The organism is Cylindrospermum stagnale PCC 7417, assembly GCF_000317535.1.
Taxonomy (GTDB): domain Bacteria; phylum Cyanobacteriota; class Cyanobacteriia; order Cyanobacteriales; family Nostocaceae; genus Cylindrospermum; species Cylindrospermum stagnale.
Genome location: NC_019757.1, coordinates 2,431,464 through 2,449,837 on the forward strand (window position 1 = coordinate 2,431,464; position 18,374 = coordinate 2,449,837).

The 18,374-nt window shown below is 42.0% G+C and carries 15 protein-coding genes; 7 read left to right on the forward strand and 8 right to left on the reverse strand.

Annotation, left to right across the window (positions count from 1 at the left end):
• Positions 1 to 119 precede the first annotated feature (119 nt).
• Positions 120 to 821 carry a 5'/3'-nucleotidase SurE gene (gene surE / locus CYLST_RS09880; protein ID WP_015207574.1) on the forward strand — a complete coding sequence of 234 codons (702 nt, stop codon included), beginning with the start codon at positions 120 to 122 and terminating at the stop codon, positions 819 to 821.
• 10 nt (positions 822 to 831) lie between these two features.
• On the opposite strand, the gene CYLST_RS09885 is transcribed toward surE, so the two are convergent.
• The 4 genes from CYLST_RS09885 to fraI form a co-directional block, all read right to left on the reverse strand.
• The gene (locus CYLST_RS09885; RefSeq protein WP_015207575.1) at positions 832 to 1,170 is read right to left on the reverse strand and encodes a hypothetical protein; all 339 of its coding nucleotides are present in this window, start codon (positions 1,168 to 1,170) and stop codon (positions 832 to 834) included.
• Between the two features lie 589 nt (positions 1,171 to 1,759).
• On the reverse strand, positions 1,760 to 2,425 hold the full coding sequence (locus CYLST_RS09890) for a HupE/UreJ family protein (RefSeq protein ID WP_015207576.1): 666 nt from the start codon (positions 2,423 to 2,425) through the stop codon (positions 1,760 to 1,762).
• Between the two features lie 284 nt (positions 2,426 to 2,709).
• The gene (locus tag CYLST_RS09900; RefSeq protein ID WP_015207578.1) at positions 2,710 to 4,461 is read right to left on the reverse strand and encodes an ABC transporter ATP-binding protein; all 1,752 of its coding nucleotides are present in this window, start codon (positions 4,459 to 4,461) and stop codon (positions 2,710 to 2,712) included.
• 330 nt (positions 4,462 to 4,791) lie between these two features.
• Positions 4,792 to 5,460 (reverse strand): septal nanopore formation protein FraI, encoded by a 669-nt coding sequence (fraI, locus tag CYLST_RS09905; protein ID WP_015207579.1) that lies wholly within the window; start codon positions 5,458 to 5,460, stop codon positions 4,792 to 4,794.
• A gap of 308 nt (positions 5,461 to 5,768) precedes the next feature.
• Here fraI and galE point away from each other — a divergent pair, with 308 nt between their 5' ends.
• On the forward strand, positions 5,769 to 6,767 hold the full coding sequence (gene galE, locus CYLST_RS09910) for a UDP-glucose 4-epimerase GalE (RefSeq protein WP_015207580.1): 999 nt from the start codon (positions 5,769 to 5,771) through the stop codon (positions 6,765 to 6,767).
• Positions 6,768 to 6,894: 127 nt separating this feature from the next.
• On the forward strand, positions 6,895 to 8,472 hold the full coding sequence (locus tag CYLST_RS32245; RefSeq protein ID WP_015207581.1) for a sensor histidine kinase: 1,578 nt from the start codon (positions 6,895 to 6,897) through the stop codon (positions 8,470 to 8,472).
• A 62-nt stretch (positions 8,473 to 8,534) separates the two neighbouring features.
• Here the strand turns inward: CYLST_RS32245 and CYLST_RS09920 are convergent, their stop codons facing one another.
• Together CYLST_RS09920 and CYLST_RS09925 are read right to left on the reverse strand one after the other, a co-directional pair.
• Positions 8,535 to 9,206, reverse strand: coding sequence for a hypothetical protein (locus CYLST_RS09920; RefSeq protein ID WP_015207582.1), 672 nt, complete (start codon positions 9,204 to 9,206; stop codon positions 8,535 to 8,537).
• Complete coding sequence (locus CYLST_RS09925; RefSeq protein WP_015207583.1) at positions 9,184 to 10,434, reverse strand: urease accessory protein UreH domain-containing protein; 1,251 nt, start codon at positions 10,432 to 10,434, stop codon at positions 9,184 to 9,186. The genes CYLST_RS09920 and CYLST_RS09925 overlap by 23 nt, the downstream gene beginning before the upstream one ends.
• Positions 10,435 to 10,580: 146 nt before the next feature.
• Here CYLST_RS09925 and CYLST_RS09930 point away from each other — a divergent pair, with 146 nt between their 5' ends.
• Positions 10,581 to 11,585, forward strand: coding sequence for a M20/M25/M40 family metallo-hydrolase (locus CYLST_RS09930; RefSeq protein WP_041233046.1), 1,005 nt, complete (start codon positions 10,581 to 10,583; stop codon positions 11,583 to 11,585).
• A 348-nt stretch (positions 11,586 to 11,933) separates the two neighbouring features.
• On the opposite strand, the gene CYLST_RS34355 is transcribed toward CYLST_RS09930, so the two are convergent.
• Together CYLST_RS34355 and CYLST_RS09935 are read right to left on the reverse strand one after the other, a co-directional pair.
• Entirely contained in the window at positions 11,934 to 12,173 is a 240-nt protein-coding gene (locus tag CYLST_RS34355; RefSeq protein ID WP_015207585.1) for a hypothetical protein, read from the reverse strand.
• Positions 12,174 to 12,288: 115 nt separating this feature from the next.
• Positions 12,289 to 12,807, reverse strand: a complete 519-nt coding sequence (locus CYLST_RS09935; protein WP_015207586.1) for a hypothetical protein — start codon at positions 12,805 to 12,807, stop codon at positions 12,289 to 12,291.
• A gap of 170 nt (positions 12,808 to 12,977) precedes the next feature.
• On the opposite strand from CYLST_RS09935, the gene CYLST_RS09940 reads away from it, so the two are divergent.
• From CYLST_RS09940 to CYLST_RS09950, 3 genes are all read left to right on the forward strand, one after another.
• Positions 12,978 to 16,643, forward strand: a complete 3,666-nt coding sequence (locus CYLST_RS09940) for a WD40 domain-containing protein (RefSeq protein WP_015207587.1) — start codon at positions 12,978 to 12,980, stop codon at positions 16,641 to 16,643.
• A 319-nt stretch (positions 16,644 to 16,962) separates the two neighbouring features.
• The gene (locus CYLST_RS09945; RefSeq protein WP_015207588.1) at positions 16,963 to 17,535 is read left to right on the forward strand and encodes a hypothetical protein; all 573 of its coding nucleotides are present in this window, start codon (positions 16,963 to 16,965) and stop codon (positions 17,533 to 17,535) included.
• Positions 17,536 to 17,890: 355 nt separating this feature from the next.
• Positions 17,891 to 18,241 (forward strand): hypothetical protein, encoded by a 351-nt coding sequence (locus tag CYLST_RS09950; protein ID WP_015207589.1) that lies wholly within the window; start codon positions 17,891 to 17,893, stop codon positions 18,239 to 18,241.
• The last annotated feature ends 133 nt before the right edge of the window (positions 18,242 to 18,374 follow it).

Genomic DNA, 18,374 nt, shown 5'->3' on the forward strand with positions numbered 1-18,374 from the left:
CTATTATCTGTGCTGCTACGTTATATTTTAGCGCAAGAGCTAAATCTGCGAAAATCGGGGAACTTGAATCGGTACAACTAAGTTTACAATGATATATTTGCAGATATTTCTTGCTATATATGACCCTAATTTTAACTAACGACGACGGCATCGATGCCCCCGGTATTCAAGCACTACTAAAGGCTGTAAATGGCAAAAATGTGATTATTGCGGCACCACAAGATCATCAGTCTGGCTGTGGGCATCAAGTCACTACCACTGGCCCCATCAACCTCCAGCGACGTTCAGAGGTTGAGTATGCGATTTCTGCGGAGCGCTACGCGATCGCAGGTACACCCGCTGATTGTGTCAGAATTGCATTAACCCATATCTGCCAAGATGTCGAATTTGTGCTATCGGGCATTAACGCTGGTGGTAACCTGGGAGTAGATGCTTACATTTCCGGTACTGTGGCTGCTGTGCGGGAAGCAGCAATGCATGGTATTCCGGGAGTTGCGATTTCTCACTATCGCAAAGGCAAGCTAAATTATGATTGGGATTTGGCTGCTCGATGGACATCTGAAGTTTTAGCTGACTTACTTCAGCGTTCGCTAGAACCAGGAAGTTTCTGGAATGTGAATCTACCGCATTTGCTACCAGGAGAAGCTGATCCTGATGTGGTGTTTTGCCAACCTTGTACCAAACCTTTGCCTGTCAACTATCGCATTGAAGGCGATGATTTTTATTATGTAGGGGAATATGGCTTGCGATCGCGCACTCCTGGCAGTGATGTAGATGTCTGTTTTTCTGGGAATATTGCGGTAACTCTGTTAAGGGTTTAATAGACATAACTCACAGTTCGTCATCGGCACCTTGAATCAGGGATGTCAGCTTGTCTAGGGTTTGTGTCAATTGGCTGAGTTGTTGCAGTGAATCATCCTGAGATTCAGCAAGGCTCTGTACAGCGTCACACAAGGCAAAAATTTGATAACCCTGCTGCTGTACCTGCTTTCCTTGGGCTTCGATTTGCAGACTGAGAGTTTCCAATCTTTCAGCCAGACGTTCAATTGTTTCAGTTGTAGAGAGTACTGCTTCCCCAATTTGCTCAACAATTGATTCCAATCGATTTATTTTAACTTCGACGCCTGCGGAAATCATTTCTTTACCACCCCAATTTTGAGAAAACATCATAGTAATACCGCTAATATAGATTAAAAAAATTAAGACCAGTAAGAGAACCCAATAGCTTCTGTCATAATGATACTATTTGTAATTTTGTTTTTTGGTGCTTTCATACACCCCTAGAGATATTGTTCACTATGCAACAATTTGTCTGCTGCTTTTGCTCATAAAAGTTATCTTTTGCATCTTAGTTTCACTTGCTACTTAGATATTTTTGAAATATTAGTTATAGCTTCGCCACTAGGATATATTTAGTAACAACTTATATTAGTATGTATTCCTGATGAACAGATTTGGGTTAAGTTGCCATCTTACGGATGATCGGTTTTGTTGATTTTAGTGAGATTAAATTTATTAAAAAGAAATTTGGTTGAAATCCCCGTCGGTAACAGTCTTGAATTTTTAATTCTTAAATTTTAATTGTTTAAGACTTGTTGTTCGAGAAAACTGTGTAAGTAATTTTATGACTTATCAGAGCTTTTTAAACATAAAAAGCCAAAGGGGTAATTGTGGAAATTATTGTCCGAAATAAATTACCCATTAGCCATTATCAAAATTGAAAAAACGACACTAACAGGATTTTTTTAGCTTAGATGAGCTAATTACCCAAAAATACGATGCCGATAGTACAAAAAGCTAAACCAGCAAGACGAGTTTTGCTGAACAACCCTTGGTGATTTTTTCCTTTGCTGAAAATAATGCCAATTTCTCTTGCACTCATGACGATCGCAAACTGAGTTAAGGTAACGCCTATGAAATAGGTAACTAATGTCACCATTCCTAGCCCCATAGCGGATTCACCATTAGCGTAACCCTGAAACAAACCAGCAATGGCACTTAGCACGGCGAAGGCTACCCAGTTTAGTTGAGTGGGTATCACTAGCATAGCGCCAAAGGCAATGGTGGAAATAGCGATCGCTATTTGAATACCTGGTAAGTATATTGGGGATAGATAAATTACTGTGCCGAAGAGTGCGGCAATCACAAAAGATGCAGTTACCCAAGTTCCACGAACCACACCAGCAGACAGCAAGCCAATAGCCACAATCAGCGCCAAACGATCCAACCTGATGACTGGATCTGCTATTCCCCAAATAAACGCCTCCCAGCAGTTAGAGATCGTGTGGTAAGTCGGCGAACCAGCCAATGAACTCAGTAGGCTAATTAAGACTAAAGCTGCGATCGCCCCGATATGACGATGCTGTAACTCAGGGGCGGAAAATTCCCCTGAATTAGAAGACTTTGATAATTCAATTTTGAACATCTTTGATGTCGAATGATTGTTTATGGGTTATTTATAATACCCCAATCCCCAAAAAAACTAACCCAGTCATAATTTTAAATCTCACAATGGCTTCATATAGTTTTGTAAAGCCCCATCAAAGCTTCTTCCTACCCGAATCTTGACGGAGAGACTGTTCGGAAGGCCAAGAGCGGAAGTATCCTCTGCGGTAGCCTGCGGTACGTCGCTGTTTTCTCTTGAGACAAAACCAACTCTACTGGGGTGGTTGTAGAAACCCATCCCTACTTCGTTGAGGGATGGGTAGTTCATCGCAGTAATTCTTCTACTTGATGCTGACTCCACAAAGTTTTATAAAGCCCTGGTTGTTGTACAAGTTCTAAATGATTACCTATCTGGGCAATCTTTCCATTAGACATGACAAAAATCCGATCAGCCGTGGCAGCAGCAGATAGTTGATGAGTAATAAAAATGACGGTTTTGTTTTGTTTGTCACTAGAAATATTTTTTAAGATTTGTGTAGCTGTTTGATTATCCACACTAGACAGGGCATCATCCAAAATTAGGATTGGGGCTTCAATGAGCATAGCCCTAGCCAAAGCTGTACGTTGCCGCTGACCGCCAGAAAGAGTAATACCACGTTCACCCACGAGAGTCTCATATTGCTGGGGAAAATTGCTAATTTCTGGGTCAATTTGGGCTAGTTTGGCTACAGATTCCACATTTTCTTGGTCGCTGACTGGGTCGCCGTAACGGATATTATTTTTAATTGTGGTGCTGAACAGAAAACTATCTTGAGGCACATAGGCGATCGCACCGCGTAAATCTGCCAGGGCGATCTTTGTAATATCCAACCCATCCAAAAACAACTGCCCTGCCTGAATATCTAACAAGCGTGGTAAAGCATTAGCCAAAGTTGATTTACCAGCACCAATAGTGCCGACAATTGCCACCAATTCCCCAGGAGCGATCGTAAAGTTGACATTGTCTAAAGCTGGGCTGGTGGCGCCTGGGAAGGTGTAACTGAGATTTTTCGCTCTCAGTTCCCCTTTAACTGCGTCTGGTGACAGATGTATGGCATCAGCTGCATCTCGGATTTTTGGTGTCACACTGAAAATGGAGTCTAGGCGATCAATACTCACTTCACCCCGTTGGTAGGCGGTAATTGTGAATCCCAGCAAGGCGGTGGGAAAAACTAGACGCTCCACATAAATTAAAAGTGCCAGAAAGTCACCAATGGCAAGGGTTCCAGCAGATATCCGCGTTGTCCCTAGCCAGATAATCACCAGCGAACTGAGATTAGCTAACCCGCCAATCATGGGAAACAGCGTATTGCGGCTTTTTGCCAGTTGCAGGTTAGCCGTTAATAGCTGTTGATTTTTCTGGGTGAAAGCTCGACGCTCGTTTTCTTCTTGGGCATAGATTTTAATCTGAGCTATGCCGCTGATATCTTCTTGGATGAGTTCACTAATCTCAGAGAGTTGCTCTTGGACTACTGTTTGTTGTTTGCGTAAGTGATCGCTAAACAGATGCACCAAAAAGAACATCAAGGGATACACTGCCAGGGAGGCTAATGTGAGATCGACACTAATTGTCAACATCACTGGCAAAGTCATAGCGTAGGCAAACAAAGTATTTGCCAAACTTAACACGGCAAAACCCAACAACCGCCTGATATTATCCACATCACTAGTAGCCCGACTAATCAAATCCCCAGCGGTGTTGCTGGCGAAATAAGACGGCTCCAGTTTGAGTAAGTGTTCAAAAATCCGCTGTTTCAGGTCAAATTCCACCTGACGCCCGACTCCAAACAGCCAGATGCGGGAAGCAATGCGGATGAGCCACATTGCTGAACTGAGTAAGATAATGGTGAATACATATTGTAGGATTTCCTCCAAGCTGAAAGTTTTTGAGAGTTTGTCAACCCCAGAACGAATCAGCAAGGGGATATAAACGCCCAGCCCATTGACAGACAAAAGAGCAATAATGCCTAATGTAGTCTCCCGCCAGTGGGGACGCAGGTAAGCACCAAGTTTAGCAAGTCGTCGAGATTGTGACATTCAAGCAGCAGTTTTGCAATTTTATAAAGAGAATGCCGAAAAGCCTGAGACTTCTAAAAACGGCTGATGAAATATGTCGTTTTTATTATGTCGTGTCTTTAGACCGGGGAGTGTCAACATCCTAGAACAACTGCTCAGAGTTCTATAGTTTTGTCCGAAGTTCAGCAGCCAGTTCTATCCTAATCTACCTGATGGGCAAACTTTCTGAAGAAAGTCGCAAGTCGTCCTCAGAAAGTCTACTCAAATTTTTGGTGTTCACCGCAGTAATATTTAGAATCAGTCCAGCCACTAGAGCGTAGCATGGCGGACTTTTGGTATTACTTTTTAACCTTATGACTGACGGCCACGCAAGAAAAAGTAAATCTGGTTGAGATAACTTTCCCATACTTGGGTCGTTAGTTGCAGCGTTTCCGCATTAGGTACAAAGTCTTCTACCCGCAAGCCGCGTGTCCTAATTTCCTGAGGATTTTGCAACAGGTAGGGCGGTACTTGAATATCCAGAGAGTTGAAGGCTATGGCTGCCCGATTCAAATCTCCCGCGGGTAGGATGCGATCGCCAATTACATCTGAGATGTTGATTGTGGATTTGACTGGAGCCAATGCCACAAGTGTTCCAGATGTAGGAGCTATAGCGACACCTGGCGCTCTCACTAGGAAGTAAGCAATAGCTGGTGTACTTGACAATAGTAAAATCGTCAGCGCCCAACCTAATAAGAATCCGCCTGGTTTGTCTATCCCACCCCCCTTGATCTTCTGAGCAGCAAACATCAACATCAAAACCGACGCTCCCAGAGGCTTGAGCGGAAATGATACAAACCTCCATAAAGACGCTATGGCTGGTTCATTAGGGGTAATAAACGCTAAAACTAAAACGAACAACAGCAATCCTAATAGTAATCGCCCGACAAAAGTGCCTGTGGGATAGTATCGCTGGAACAAAGACAAGGCAACAGCAGCGATAAGCAGCCACAGGAGTACCCGGCTTAGCAGTAGAAACATAGATTAACTCTCAAATTTTCCGGTGCGGTGAGCCAGTGCGGTGGACGGGTTTCCCAGTATGAAGCAACTGGCGAACCCATAAGGGTCAGCCTAGAGGTTTCGGGAAGTGGATTTATTTTTATTGTCAAACTGTAATTGCGCCATTACCTGACTTAAAAATAGCTCAGACCTCACACCCAAAGACTACCTTCGTAGTGATTTTAGTGCAATTTTTTGACACTGCGTCTATTTTTTCTGATTTTACAGATGAGTAATGTGGCACCAGCAAATTAAATTGATTGAGTAGTTGTAACTCAAAAGGAAAAATTATGTCTCAAGGAATGCCTAGCATTTTGGTAACGGGGGGAGCTGGATATATCGGTTCCCATACAGTGCTTGCTCTTAAGCGAGCGGGTTATGAGGTGATAATACTCGATAACCTTGTGTATGGTCATCGCGACTTGGTGGAACAGGTTTTGCAGGTAGAACTGGTAGAAGGTGATACAGGCGATCGCACTCTGCTAGATGATCTATTCAAAACCCGTAAGATTGACGCAGTGATGCACTTTTCTGCCTATGCCTATGTGGGCGAATCAGTCACTGACCCTGCCAAATACTACCGCAACAACGTTGTCGGTACTTTGACGCTGTTAGAGGCGATGCTGGCGGCTTCTATTAAGAAATTTGTCTTCTCTTCTACTTGTGCTACCTATGGGGTACCGGAATTCGTGCCTATTCCCGAATCCCATCCCCAAAACCCGATCAATCCTTATGGCGCTACTAAGCTGATGGTAGAGCGGATTCTCTCTGATTTTGATATTGCCTACGGTTTAAAATCGGTGCGTTTCCGCTACTTTAATGCTGCTGGTGCTGATAAGAGTGGCTCTCTCGGAGAAGATCACAATCCTGAAACACATTTGATTCCCTTAGTCTTGCTAACAGCTTTAGGTAAAAAAGAATCGATCTCGGTTTTCGGTACTGACTATCCCACGCCTGATGGTACTTGTATTCGCGATTATATTCATGTCAGCGACTTAGCAGATGCCCATATTTTGGGATTGGAATATTTATTAAAAGGCTCTGAAAGCGAAGTTTTTAATTTAGGCAATGGCAGCGGTTTCTCTGTCAAACAAGTGATTGCAGCCGCCGAAGAAGTGACAAAAAAGCTCATCCCAGTTCAAGAATGCGATCGCCGTCCTGGTGATCCTCCCTCTCTCATTGGTACTAGCGAGAAAGCGAGAAAGATCTTAGGCTGGAAACCTCAGTATCCAGGCATTCAAGAGATTATCGCTCACGCTTGGCAGTGGCATCAACAGCGACATAAATAAGGGGATTGGGTACTGTCTGGGAGACAAGGAAGAATTATTCAATTTGGATCTTTCTTTTCTCCTCCCAATACCCAATACAGGTTATCTATGCCACACTGATTGAACGAGCAATCAAAAAGTTTTATGTATGTTGACGGAATTTTTAAATAACTTTTTTTATCCTGGACATTTTATACCTCATGGTCACTGCTACCTTTGGAAACCAGGATTAGTTCTACTGCATATCTTATCGGATTTGCTAATTGCATTGGCTTATTATTCAATTCCGATTATGCTGGTCTATTTCGTCCGCAAGAGGCGAGATGTACCTTTTGACTGGATATTTCTCATGTTCAGCACATTTATTGTTGCTTGTGGTACCACCCATCTCATGGAAATCTTGACACTTTGGTATCCTAGCTATTGGTTATCAGGTTTCCTGAAAGCTATCACTGCTTTTGTGTCTCTAGGCACGGCATTAGCCTTAATATCATTACTTCCTAAGGCATTATCTTTACCAAGTCCGGCACAACTAGCGACAGCGAATATTGCATTGCAAAACGAAATTACAGAGCGTAAACGGGTGGAGGTAGCATTGCGGGAGTCGCAGCAAATGCTACAGCTTGTGATAGATAACATTCCACAATTTATTTTTTGGAAGGATAAACAATCTGTTTTCTTAGGTTGCAATCGCAATTTTGCACAAATAGCTGGCGTTAGCAGTCCAGAAAATATTATTGGTAAGACAGATGCTGACTTGGCATGGAATAAAGCAGATGCGGACTTTTTTCGGGAATATGATTGTCAATTTATGGGTGTAAACGCACCTGAATATAATATTGTTAAACCTCTTTTTCGCGCAGATGCAAAACCACTATGGTTAGAAAGTAACAAGATTCCACTCAATGATACATTCGGAGATATTGTCGGTATTCTGGGGACTTTTGAAGATATCACTGAACGGAGACAGGCAGAAGCAGATATTTATAATGCGCTGGAAAAAGAGAAAGAACTAATTGAACTTAAATCTCGCTTTATTTCTACAGCGTCTCACGAATTCCGTACCCCCTTAACTATCATATTATCTTCTGCTGAACTACTGAAAAACTACAGCCATCAATTCAGTGATGAGAAAAAACATAAACATCTACAGCGAATTCAAGTCACTGTCCAGAATATGGTTCAGCTATTAGATGATGTCCTGTTTATTGGCAAATCTGAAGCGGGGAAACAAGAGTTCAAACTATCACTAATTGAACTTGTTGAATTCTGTCGTGAGTTGGTGGAAGAAATACAACTCAGCACTGATAAACAGAAAATTTTATTCGGCTGCCAAGGTGAATACACAATTGTTTACATGGATGAAAAACTGCTGCGGCAGATTATCATGAATTTGCTTTCTAACGCCATCAAATATTCTCATCCTAATAGCAATATCCATTTTAATTTAATTTGTCAACAGGGAGAAGCAGTTTTTCAGATTCAGGATGAAGGTATTGGCATTCCGGTTGCAGAACAAGCCCAAATATTTACTGCTTTTCAAAGAGCTAGCAATGTGGGTACTATCTCTGGTACTGGATTGGGGCTATCAATTGTTAAAAAAGCTGTAGATTTACATGGAGGTAAGATTATCGTGGAGAGTAAAATTGGAGTAGGTACAAAGATTACAGTTGCAATTCCCAGAAATTACTCGGAAAACCACAAACAATGGAAAATTAAAAATTAAAAAATTTTGCACGGATTCAGAATATTAATAGCATTGGGTGAATTTTATTTTAAATTTGGTCCCTAATCTCTACCCCCTCTAATCGTTTGCACTAGAAAAAATAACATACCTCCGGACAGCAGCAGAATCCCCAGCAGTACCGCAGGTTGCGCCAATCCTATTGCGATACCTTGCGGCTCCTGCGTGACATTTAGTACTGCTGGCGCTGCTTCTGCTGCCCTCCCAGCTGCCACAGTGACGGCAAACTTTAATTCAAAGGGTTGGAAAACATTCCCTGAAGCTGGTTTACCATTGAGTTTTAGCTGATAAGCTCCTGGTTTGGGGAAGACAATTTCTGCTCCTGGTGTGCCTTGATACCGTTCAGCTTTCACAGGTTTCAAGGATGGCTCTAGCAGTGCTGGCTCTCCTGGTGAATGGGGTTCGGCATAAATAGCCAACTGGCAATTACACTCTTTGAGAGCGATCGCTTTTCCACCTCTGCGGGTGAGCGCAAACCAGGCTTGGGCGGGTTCTCCAGCACGGGGGTTATCATTTGGTTCAATGTGAAGTGTGCCACCGACATCTGCTGCTATTTTCACTGTATGGGCAGAGGCAGGGCTAATATAAGTGACTGACCAAACTAAAATATTTAGTAATAATACGTGGTTTATCTTTACCTGGCTCGGTGCAGCAGCAGAGGTAAAGTCTCTTAGACAGGGGCTAGTGGGTTGATCACGATTTGCTTGGGGGGACATAAAACTTTTCTAAGGTTAACTTTGACCAACAAAGGCGCGATCTCACCAGCAACACACCGAGAGGAATGATTCCCATTAACACTGCGGCTAATTTATTCCCCCAAGTTAATTCTACTGAACCTAGGTAATGGGAACCAATCACTACAGCATGAATCACACTCAAAAGCAAAGCTGGCAAGCTTAATAAATGAATTTGTCGCCATCGCTTGCCCAAAAATTTCTGCACCGAATCAAAACTCGTTAAAGCAGCGGGAGTCATTAAAACCAGTGCTACAGCACCGACAGTCATACCCCACTGAAATTCTGGTGGCAAGAAAAAGAAGGCGGCAAGATTCCATTGAAGTGAGTGTTCCATCATGTGGATAGTGTGTGCCCCAGCGAGCACAAATGCCCCAACTCCCAAAGCGCGACGGTAGCGCAGGGGTGACGCCCAAAAACTGCTAATAGGACGAGCAATGAGGGCGAGGATTAAGCAGATCAAGGCGCTGTGTCCGGTGTAATCTACCATTGTGTCACCAGTGCGTAACAAAGTGATTACCCCGATGAAGAGAGTCACCCAGCCACCTAAGCGAAATAACTGACTGCGCCTGTCTTTGCTAATTAATGATGTAGATACGCCTACGCCTAGCATTGTGGGTAGGGTTCCTAAGCCAAAAGCCAGCATGGTTGCCGCACCCATCCACAAATTACCCGTTGCAGCGGCTTTAATTTGGGCAGCATACAAAAAACCGCAAGGCATTAAACCCCAAAATATCCCCAAAAGTGCTGGTGTCCACCATTTGGTGTCCAAGGAAAGCTTCACCATGACTGCACTCAATCTATTGTGTAAGCTACCCTGCATCAAAGGGTGTAATAGGGGAATACGGGGCAAAAAGTCGGGTTTTACTTGTCCTAACCCAAACCAAATCAGCATGACACCAGTAATAATTGCGATCCATTGGCGTAAGTTGCTGCCAATACCGGCTAATTGTCCACCCTCTACTAATACCGAACCTAGTCCGCCAATGCCAGCACCGACTAGAGCATAGCTTAACATCCGCCCTAAGTTGAGCAGGGTGTGAAATTTTAATTGCTGTTGCCAAGGGTGCGTTTTTTTCCGGGGCGGTGTTTGTGGTGTTGTTTGCGGATGAGACAGCGAAAATGCCACCGCTAGGGGGCCACACATCCCAAAACAATGTCCAAAACTGCCCAGGAAACCCAGGATTGCAATCAACAGCAAATCTACCATATGTCAAGTTTTAAGTACTGAATCCTGAGTTCTGAAGCGTAACTTCAGAGCGGAAATATAAGTTAAATCGGTGACTTAGTCAAAAGACAAGCTGTCAAACTTGGGGTTTGCGCTACTCTAAATCAGAAAGGCAAAAATCAATGAGCATGAAAAAATGGATTTGGCTGCTGTTGGTGATCCTAGCGGCGATAGTGGTGATGGGGGTTGGCGGATTTTTCCGGCAACCTGAGACGTTACCAGTGACTGAAAGCATTCCTGTGGAAAGTCCGCAACTGCAACCAGTAGAGAGTAAACGAACGGTGTCTGCTGACAAGCTTTTAGCCCATATTCAAAAGTTAAATTTTCAGCGCTACACAGCAAAAGAGCGATCGCAAACTCGCACTTATATTACAACGCAATTGAGAAAATTAGGCTGGAAACCCCAGCTAGAAAAATTCACCGACGGCGTCAACATCTTTGCCCAACGTCAGGGAACTGACAAAGCAGCCGGGGCAATTTTGGTAGCAGCCCATTACGACACTGTAAACTCTTCTCCCGGTGCTGATGACAATGCCTCTGGTGTTGCTGTGGTGTTGGAAGTCGCCCGAATTCTCGCTTCTCGTCCCATACCACGAACCTTGCAGTTAGCGTTTTTTGACAAAGAAGAAGCGGGACTTTTGGGTAGTCGGGCTTTTGTCAGCAAGGCAACACGCTTGCAAAACCTACGCGGTGTGATTGTGATGGATATGGTGGGTTATGCTTGTTACACCGTCGGGTGTCAAAAATATCCTGCCGGGTTACCTGTGACTCCACCCAGCGACAAAGGCGATTTTTTAGCAGTAATTGGTGATACAGAACATTTGCCTTTGCTGAATGCCTTTCAAAACTCTAATCAAAATCTACCACTAGTCCTGACAGTACCAATTCCCCTCAAAGGTTTGCTGACACCCGATACCCTCCGCAGTGACCATGCCCCATTTTGGTATCAAGGAGTGGGTGCTGTATTGGTAACTGATACGGCTGAATTACGTACTCCCCATTATCATCAGCCGAGTGATAAACCAAAAACTATTGATCAGACTTTTTTCACGGGTTCAGCGCAGATTGTGGTAAATGCTACTACAAGCTTGTTAGAGAAAAGCGATATCTTAACAACTCAACCACCATCCTGACTAGCGTCATTTACTGCTCCATACCATAGCGAAAAACTAGCACTTTATATATCCAGCGATGTTTATTAAGCAATTTCACTGTTTTCTAATCATTATGGCAGTTGATTCAATAGTAGATAAAACTAATCTGCAACATTGTATTTATTTATTTGTTAAAACCTATAAATGTTAAGCTCAGAAGCTATAACTAGATTACCTCTAGTTATAGCTTCATACTTACGGCACATTTAATCTGAGTGAGGTACACAAGGGCGGGCTTTCTTACCCACCCCACAGGATTTATAATATTAAAATGTGTACTTTATTCACTTGCAAAATGCTGCATTTCATTGAAGTAAGAAAATAAATTTAACGCAGTAAGATACCGTTACCAACTAGATGACCGTATATCTTACGGCTTGGTTGCTTTTGGTCAACAGTTCTACCGTTACCTACTCTAGACTCAGCAAGTTTGTTGTGATTAACTTTGATGGTGGTAGTTCGGCTGTTACCAATTCTGGTTATTGCTTGGGCTGGTATATCAGATACGATTACTGGCATCAACGTTAGAACTACTAGAATCTTAGCTAGAGAACGAGATAAAACCATAATTGCCTCCAAAATTACATGAAAGAAGCAGGAGAGAAAAGTTATTCCTGGTGAAAATCCCCTGCTTGAATACAGGGGGATTAAGTAATAACTGTAAAACTTGAGCAAAATGTTATTAATTTTGAGGGCCTCCTCCTGGCATATGTTTTTCACCAGTAACCTCCTGAACTGTGCTTCTTCTATCTCTGTCTAACTGTGCCTCGCTAGCTTTTCCTGTACGCAGATGAAAATCTCTAACATCTTCACCTGATGCAGGTTGAGAACCTATAGGATTTGCTACAGAACCAAAGATGTGTTTGCCCTCGTCAGCTTCTTTTTTTGCCAGCATAATTGGTTGACTAACCGAGGTTGAATTGATAGAAGGTTTCAGATACAAAGGGCAGTCCCTCGGAATTCTATCTTGTAACCTACCACCGAAATCTGGACAGTATCTTGTGGGAATAAAAGGTTTAGACTCCTGATTAAAAATAGGTCGAGGACAGTAACATTTTACTGACGGATTTGATGGTTCTAAGGGTTTGAAAAACTCATTTGTGGAATTAGCCAACGCAGCTTGACCAAAAACAACTGACGGAACAGTACTAGCTAATAGTGTCAGTAAGTAACCACAACGGCGTAAATTTTTGAAGTTCATAACTAATGTTCCTGTAATTTTCTGTGGATTTATATTTACTGTATGTAAGTATTTTGAGTTTGTCCGTAATAAAAAGTTATACAAGGTTAGTAAATTTGACGGTATAATTTGCTGTAATTAAATTGCCAAAGTTATAAAAAGTTAGTTGCTATGTAAGTTGATTTCTAATCATGAATTCAAAAGATCCACTCCTGTCGGGTAAAGAAGCACTAGCCATTATTGATACAGTTATCAGTCCGGAAAGATTGAGTAACATTCAGCAAGATGTGTTTCCCGAAATGTGGGAAGGGTTAACCTATGATCAAATTGCAGAAAAATTAGGTTATCAGCCTGATTACATTAAATATGTAGGGTTTCAACTGTGGCGTTTATTGACTGAAGCCTTTGGTGAAAAAGTGACGAAAAGTAACTTTCGGTCAGTGCTGCGACGGCATTCGGGGAAAAACTCAAGCCAAGGAGATGAGAAACGCAGTGATACTGAAGACAAGCTGACACCCCTATCCAGCGAAGCTTCCGAATTACAGCGCCAATGCTACCAAGACTGGGGGGATGCGGTTGATGTTTCTACGTTTTACGGACGTGCAAGCGATCGCGAAATACTCTTTGAGTGGATAGTGCGTGATCGCTGTCGTCTGATCACCCTGCAAGGGATGGGTGGGATTGGTAAAACCACACTAGCAGTCAAGGTTGCAGAAGATAGCCGAGATGCCTTTGAGTATATTTTTTGGCGTTCTCTACGCAATGCGCCGCCTATAAATAATATATTGTCAGACTTAGTTAAATTTTTATCTAATCAGCAAGAAACAAATTTACCCGACACCGACGAAGCGCAACTAATATTGTTAATGAAATATTTAAATTCATCACGGTGTTTAATTATCTTAGATAACGTTGAAACAATTCTAATTAGTGGTGCAAGTGCGGGAAATTATCGGGAAGAATATGAAAGTTATGGACAGCTATTTCGGTATATTACTGAAGTATCCCATCAAAGCTGCTTATTACTGACTAGCCGCGAGAAACCGAGAGGTTTAGCCTTGAAAGAAGGGAAAAATTTTCCAGTTCGTTCCCTACAACTTAGAGGTTTAAGTGAGTTAGAAATACACGATTTTTTTACAGAGAAAGGTTTTTCCGCATCGCCTGAGCAGGAGCAATTATTAACTGTACGTTATGACGGTAATCCTTTGGCTTTGAAAATAGTTGCAAATACAACTCAAGAATTATTTGCTGGAGATATATCCCAATTCCTAGACTGCAACACATCTGTTTTTGGCGATATTTGGGAACTGTTAGACCAACAGTGTGAACGGTTATCTTATTTAGAAAAGCAAGTAATGTACTGGTTGGTAATCAATCGAGAAGCAGTTTCTATTGCTGAACTACGAGAGGATATTGTACCACCTGTATCGACAAGAGAACTCCTTGAATCACTAGAGTCTTTAAAAGCGAGGTCATTAATTGAAGCCAGTAATCATACTGCTAACAATACGATAAATTTTACTCAACAACCTGTTGTCATGGAATACATGACAGAAAAATTAATTACTGCTGTATTTAATGAAATTACTACAGGTAGAATTTCGATTTTTAACTCTTATGCCTTGATAAAATCTACTGCTAAAGACTATATTCGCGAGTCGCAAATATGCTTGTTAGTTAAACCATTAGTTGATAAATTACTAACACATTTTGGAAATCAAAATAGACTAGAAGATTATTTTCATCACGCCGTTATTAACTTACGCAATCATCCCCAAATTCAACCGGGATATGCTGGAGGCAATATTCTGAATTTACTCTGCTACATCAGGGCAAATTTAGAAAATGCAGATTTTTCAAACCTCACGGTTTGGCAGGCCTATCTGAAAAATATTAATTTAAATCGCATCAACTTCCAAAATTCTGATTTATCAAAGTCGGTCTTTACAGAAACTTTTGGCAGTATTTTAGCAGTGGCATTTAGTCCCGATGGAAAAGTTTTAGCGACTGGTGGCGTTGAGGGTGAGGTACAATTATGGCAAGTCGCTGACGGAAAACTACTTTCGAGATGGAATGCACATACCCGTTGGATTCTTTCACTGGCTTTTAGTCCAAACGGTCAAATGCTAGCTACTGGCAGCGATGATAAAAGCGTAAAGTTATGGGATGCTAACACAGGCATTTGCTTGAAAACAATTCAAGGACATACCAGTTGGGTATTTGATGTGGTCTTCAGTCCGCATGGCCAAGCACTTGCCAGTGTTGGTGATGAATATACTGTGAAATTATGGGATGTCTATAATGGTCAACTATTAAAAACTTTTACAGGACACAGCACCCAACCCCACTCAATCGCTTTCAGTCCTGACGGTCAAATCCTAGCTAGTAGTGCAAATGACAAAACTATTAGGTTATGGAACATAAATACAGGTGAGTTACTCAAAACTTTCCAAGGACAAAGCTATTTTGTACAGGCTATTGCTTTTAGTCCTGACGGTAGAACTCTTGCAAGCGTGGGCGATGACTATATTATCCAGTTATGGAACTTAAGAACGGACGAATTACTTAATACTTTCCAGGGACACGTTTCTTTTGTGCAATCAATTGCGTTTAGCCCTGATGGTAAAATTCTTGCTAGTGGCAGTCATGACAAAACCGTGAAGTTGTGGGATGTGGCTGTGGGTATTTGTAAGAAAACTTTGCAAGGACATACTAGTCAAGTTTGGTCAATTGCTTTTAGTCCTGATGGAGAAAAGATTGTTAGCAGCAGTGACGACCATACTGTTAAGCTATGGGATACTGCGACCGGGCAATGTCTAAGAAATTTCAAAGGATACACTAATGCATTTCGATTAATTGCCTTTAGTCCCGACGGGAAAACCTTAGTAAGCGGTAGCGGTGACTCCCAGGTAAGATTGTGGAACGTTGAGGAAGGTGCATGTCTAAAAACCTTGCCCGGACATACCAGTTTAGTTGTATCGGTTGCCTTTAGTCCTAACGGTAACACCTTAGCAAGTGGCAGTAGCGCAGTTAAGTTATGGGACTCTAGCACGGGTTTATGTCTGAAGACTTTGCACGGACATAGTAATTGGGTTTGGTCGGTGAATTTTAGTCCTGATGGCAACACTTTATTGACTGGTAGCGGCGATCGCACTTTAAAATTGTGGGATGTCCAGACAGGTGAGTGCTTAAAAACATTACAAGGTCATACTGATTGGGTTTGGTGTACTGTTTTTAGTCCTAATGGTCAAACTCTGGCAAGCGCCAGCGGAGACCGTAGCGCGAAACTCTGGGATGCTAATACAGGTGTATGCTTGATCACTCTCAAAGGGCATCGCAATGGTGTATGGTCGATCGCTTTTAGTCCTGATGGTAAACTTGCAGCTACCGCCAGCGATGACCGCACGATAAAATTGTGGGATGTAATTAGAGATAATAGCGATCACCTACAGTGGGGCGTAGCCCATCGCTTACTATCTGGTAAATGTATCAAAACCTTAGAAGGGCATACCAGTGGTGTTTATTTTGTGATATTTAGCCCTGATGGTTCGCTACTTGCTACAGCCGGTGATGACCAAACGGTGCGAATATGGGACGCAAATACTGGAGTATGTCTCAACATTTTAACAGGACATAGCAATCGGGTGTGGTCAGTGAAGTTTAGCCCCGACGGTGAAATGCTTGCAAGTGCAAGCCACGACGAAACGATTAAACTGTGGAATGTCAGAACTGGCGAATGCTGCAAAACGCTTCAAGCCCCACGACCTTACGAAGGAATGAATATTGCCGGAGTGAGAGGGTTAACCGATGCACAGAAAGCTTCGTTAAGAGTCCTAGGTGCGGTTGAAGTGGAGTAAGTTTTGTTTCATTTGATTTTCCGTAGCCTGCCTGCGCGGATTCCCCTTTTCTAAGGGACGCTACGCTGCTTTGCATCTACCTTTGTGTAACTGTAACTTTCAGTTGTTCAAGCTTCTTTATCCGATATGAAAGCCTCTTCCAAACTCATTTTTGTAAATTAATTTAGATTGCAACTAACTTTTTATAACTTTGGCAATTTAATTCCAGCAAATTATAACCTCCAACTTGCTAACTTTGTATAACTTTTTATCACAGACAACCTCAAAATACTTATATACAGTAAATATAAATCCACAGAAAATTACAGGAATATTAGTTATGAACTTGAAAAAATTACGCCGTTGTGGTTACTTACTGACACTATTAGCTAGTACTGTTCCGTCAGTTGTTTTTGGTCAAGCTGCGTTGGCTACTTCCACAAATGAGTTTTTTAAACCCTTAGAACCATCAAATACATCAGTAAACTGCTCCTGTCCTCGACCCTATCCTCCTACTTTTAATAAAAAGTCTAAACCTTTTATTACTGAAAGATACTGTCCAGATTTCGGTGGTCGTTTCCAAAATAAAATTCCGAGGCAATGCCCTTTGTATCTGAAACCTTCTATCAATTCAACGTCAGTTACTCAACCAATTATTTTTGCAAAAAAAGAAGCTGATGAGGGAAGAAGAATTTCTACACCAGGTGAAACACTTAAACAAGGACTGCGCGATGAAGCACAAACAGAACTCAATCGAGGGAATGATGCAACAGCAAACCTTCTCTATAATATGTCTGACCGTTTAAATACAGGCAATATTAGTGAACCGGAAGCTTCTGACATCGCCAGAGAAGTAGCTACAGGAAACTTTGACCGAGCTGCCAACCTTGTTGACCGTAGTTCTCGTAATTAGTGACTAGCAATTTTGGGTGAGTATTATTCACCCAAAAAAACTCATTTTCTTCAACAACTTAGAAATGGATTCATCCCTGTTTTTTATAATCCCTGTCTACATAGGAGGTTGTGGTGAATATTTCTCGATACTCTCAGCCAATAGTCATTTCAATAGTTCTAATTTCAACTGTTGCTCCCATTGTTGTAAAAGCAACAGAACTTGTTAAATTCCCTATCAAACATCCAGAACCTGTAGGTTGTATGTGCAATGGCAAGAAAGTTCCTGCAAGATTATGTCCGTTTATTCACTGTGCTGATGTTTAAACCAGCTTTGCCAATTTACTATCAATCTTATTCATTAGATGGAGAATACCATGAGAATTCAACTTTTTACTCGCTTTGTAAATGTAAACCTTCTTTTACTTTCACTACTTACTGTATCTATACAACAAGCCTTCCTTTTTGAGAACTCGGCTTTTGCTTACGATCCAGTAGAAAGAGAAGCTAAAGCTCAAGAGCGCGCCCAGGAACGTGCAAATAGAGATAAGAATCTCGTTGACCATATAGTAGGTAGAGGTTTACAGACCTCTGTAGATGCAGTAAAAAAATCTTTAAGAGAAGTTGGTAGCCCAGGTGGAGCAATTTTTGATGGAGGACGATCTGTAGTTAGAGAGTGTGCATCATGCCATTTTGGAGGAGGAGGTCGCAATCGTAATCCTAATTGACTTGATGATACAATTTTAAGGTAGAGTCTAAAAAAATGGGTTTATTTCAGTAGTAAATCGGAAATATGCAGATTTATATCAAGAAATAAACCCGGATTGTAGCCTTTACGAATGTCTTTTATAAACATCGTTT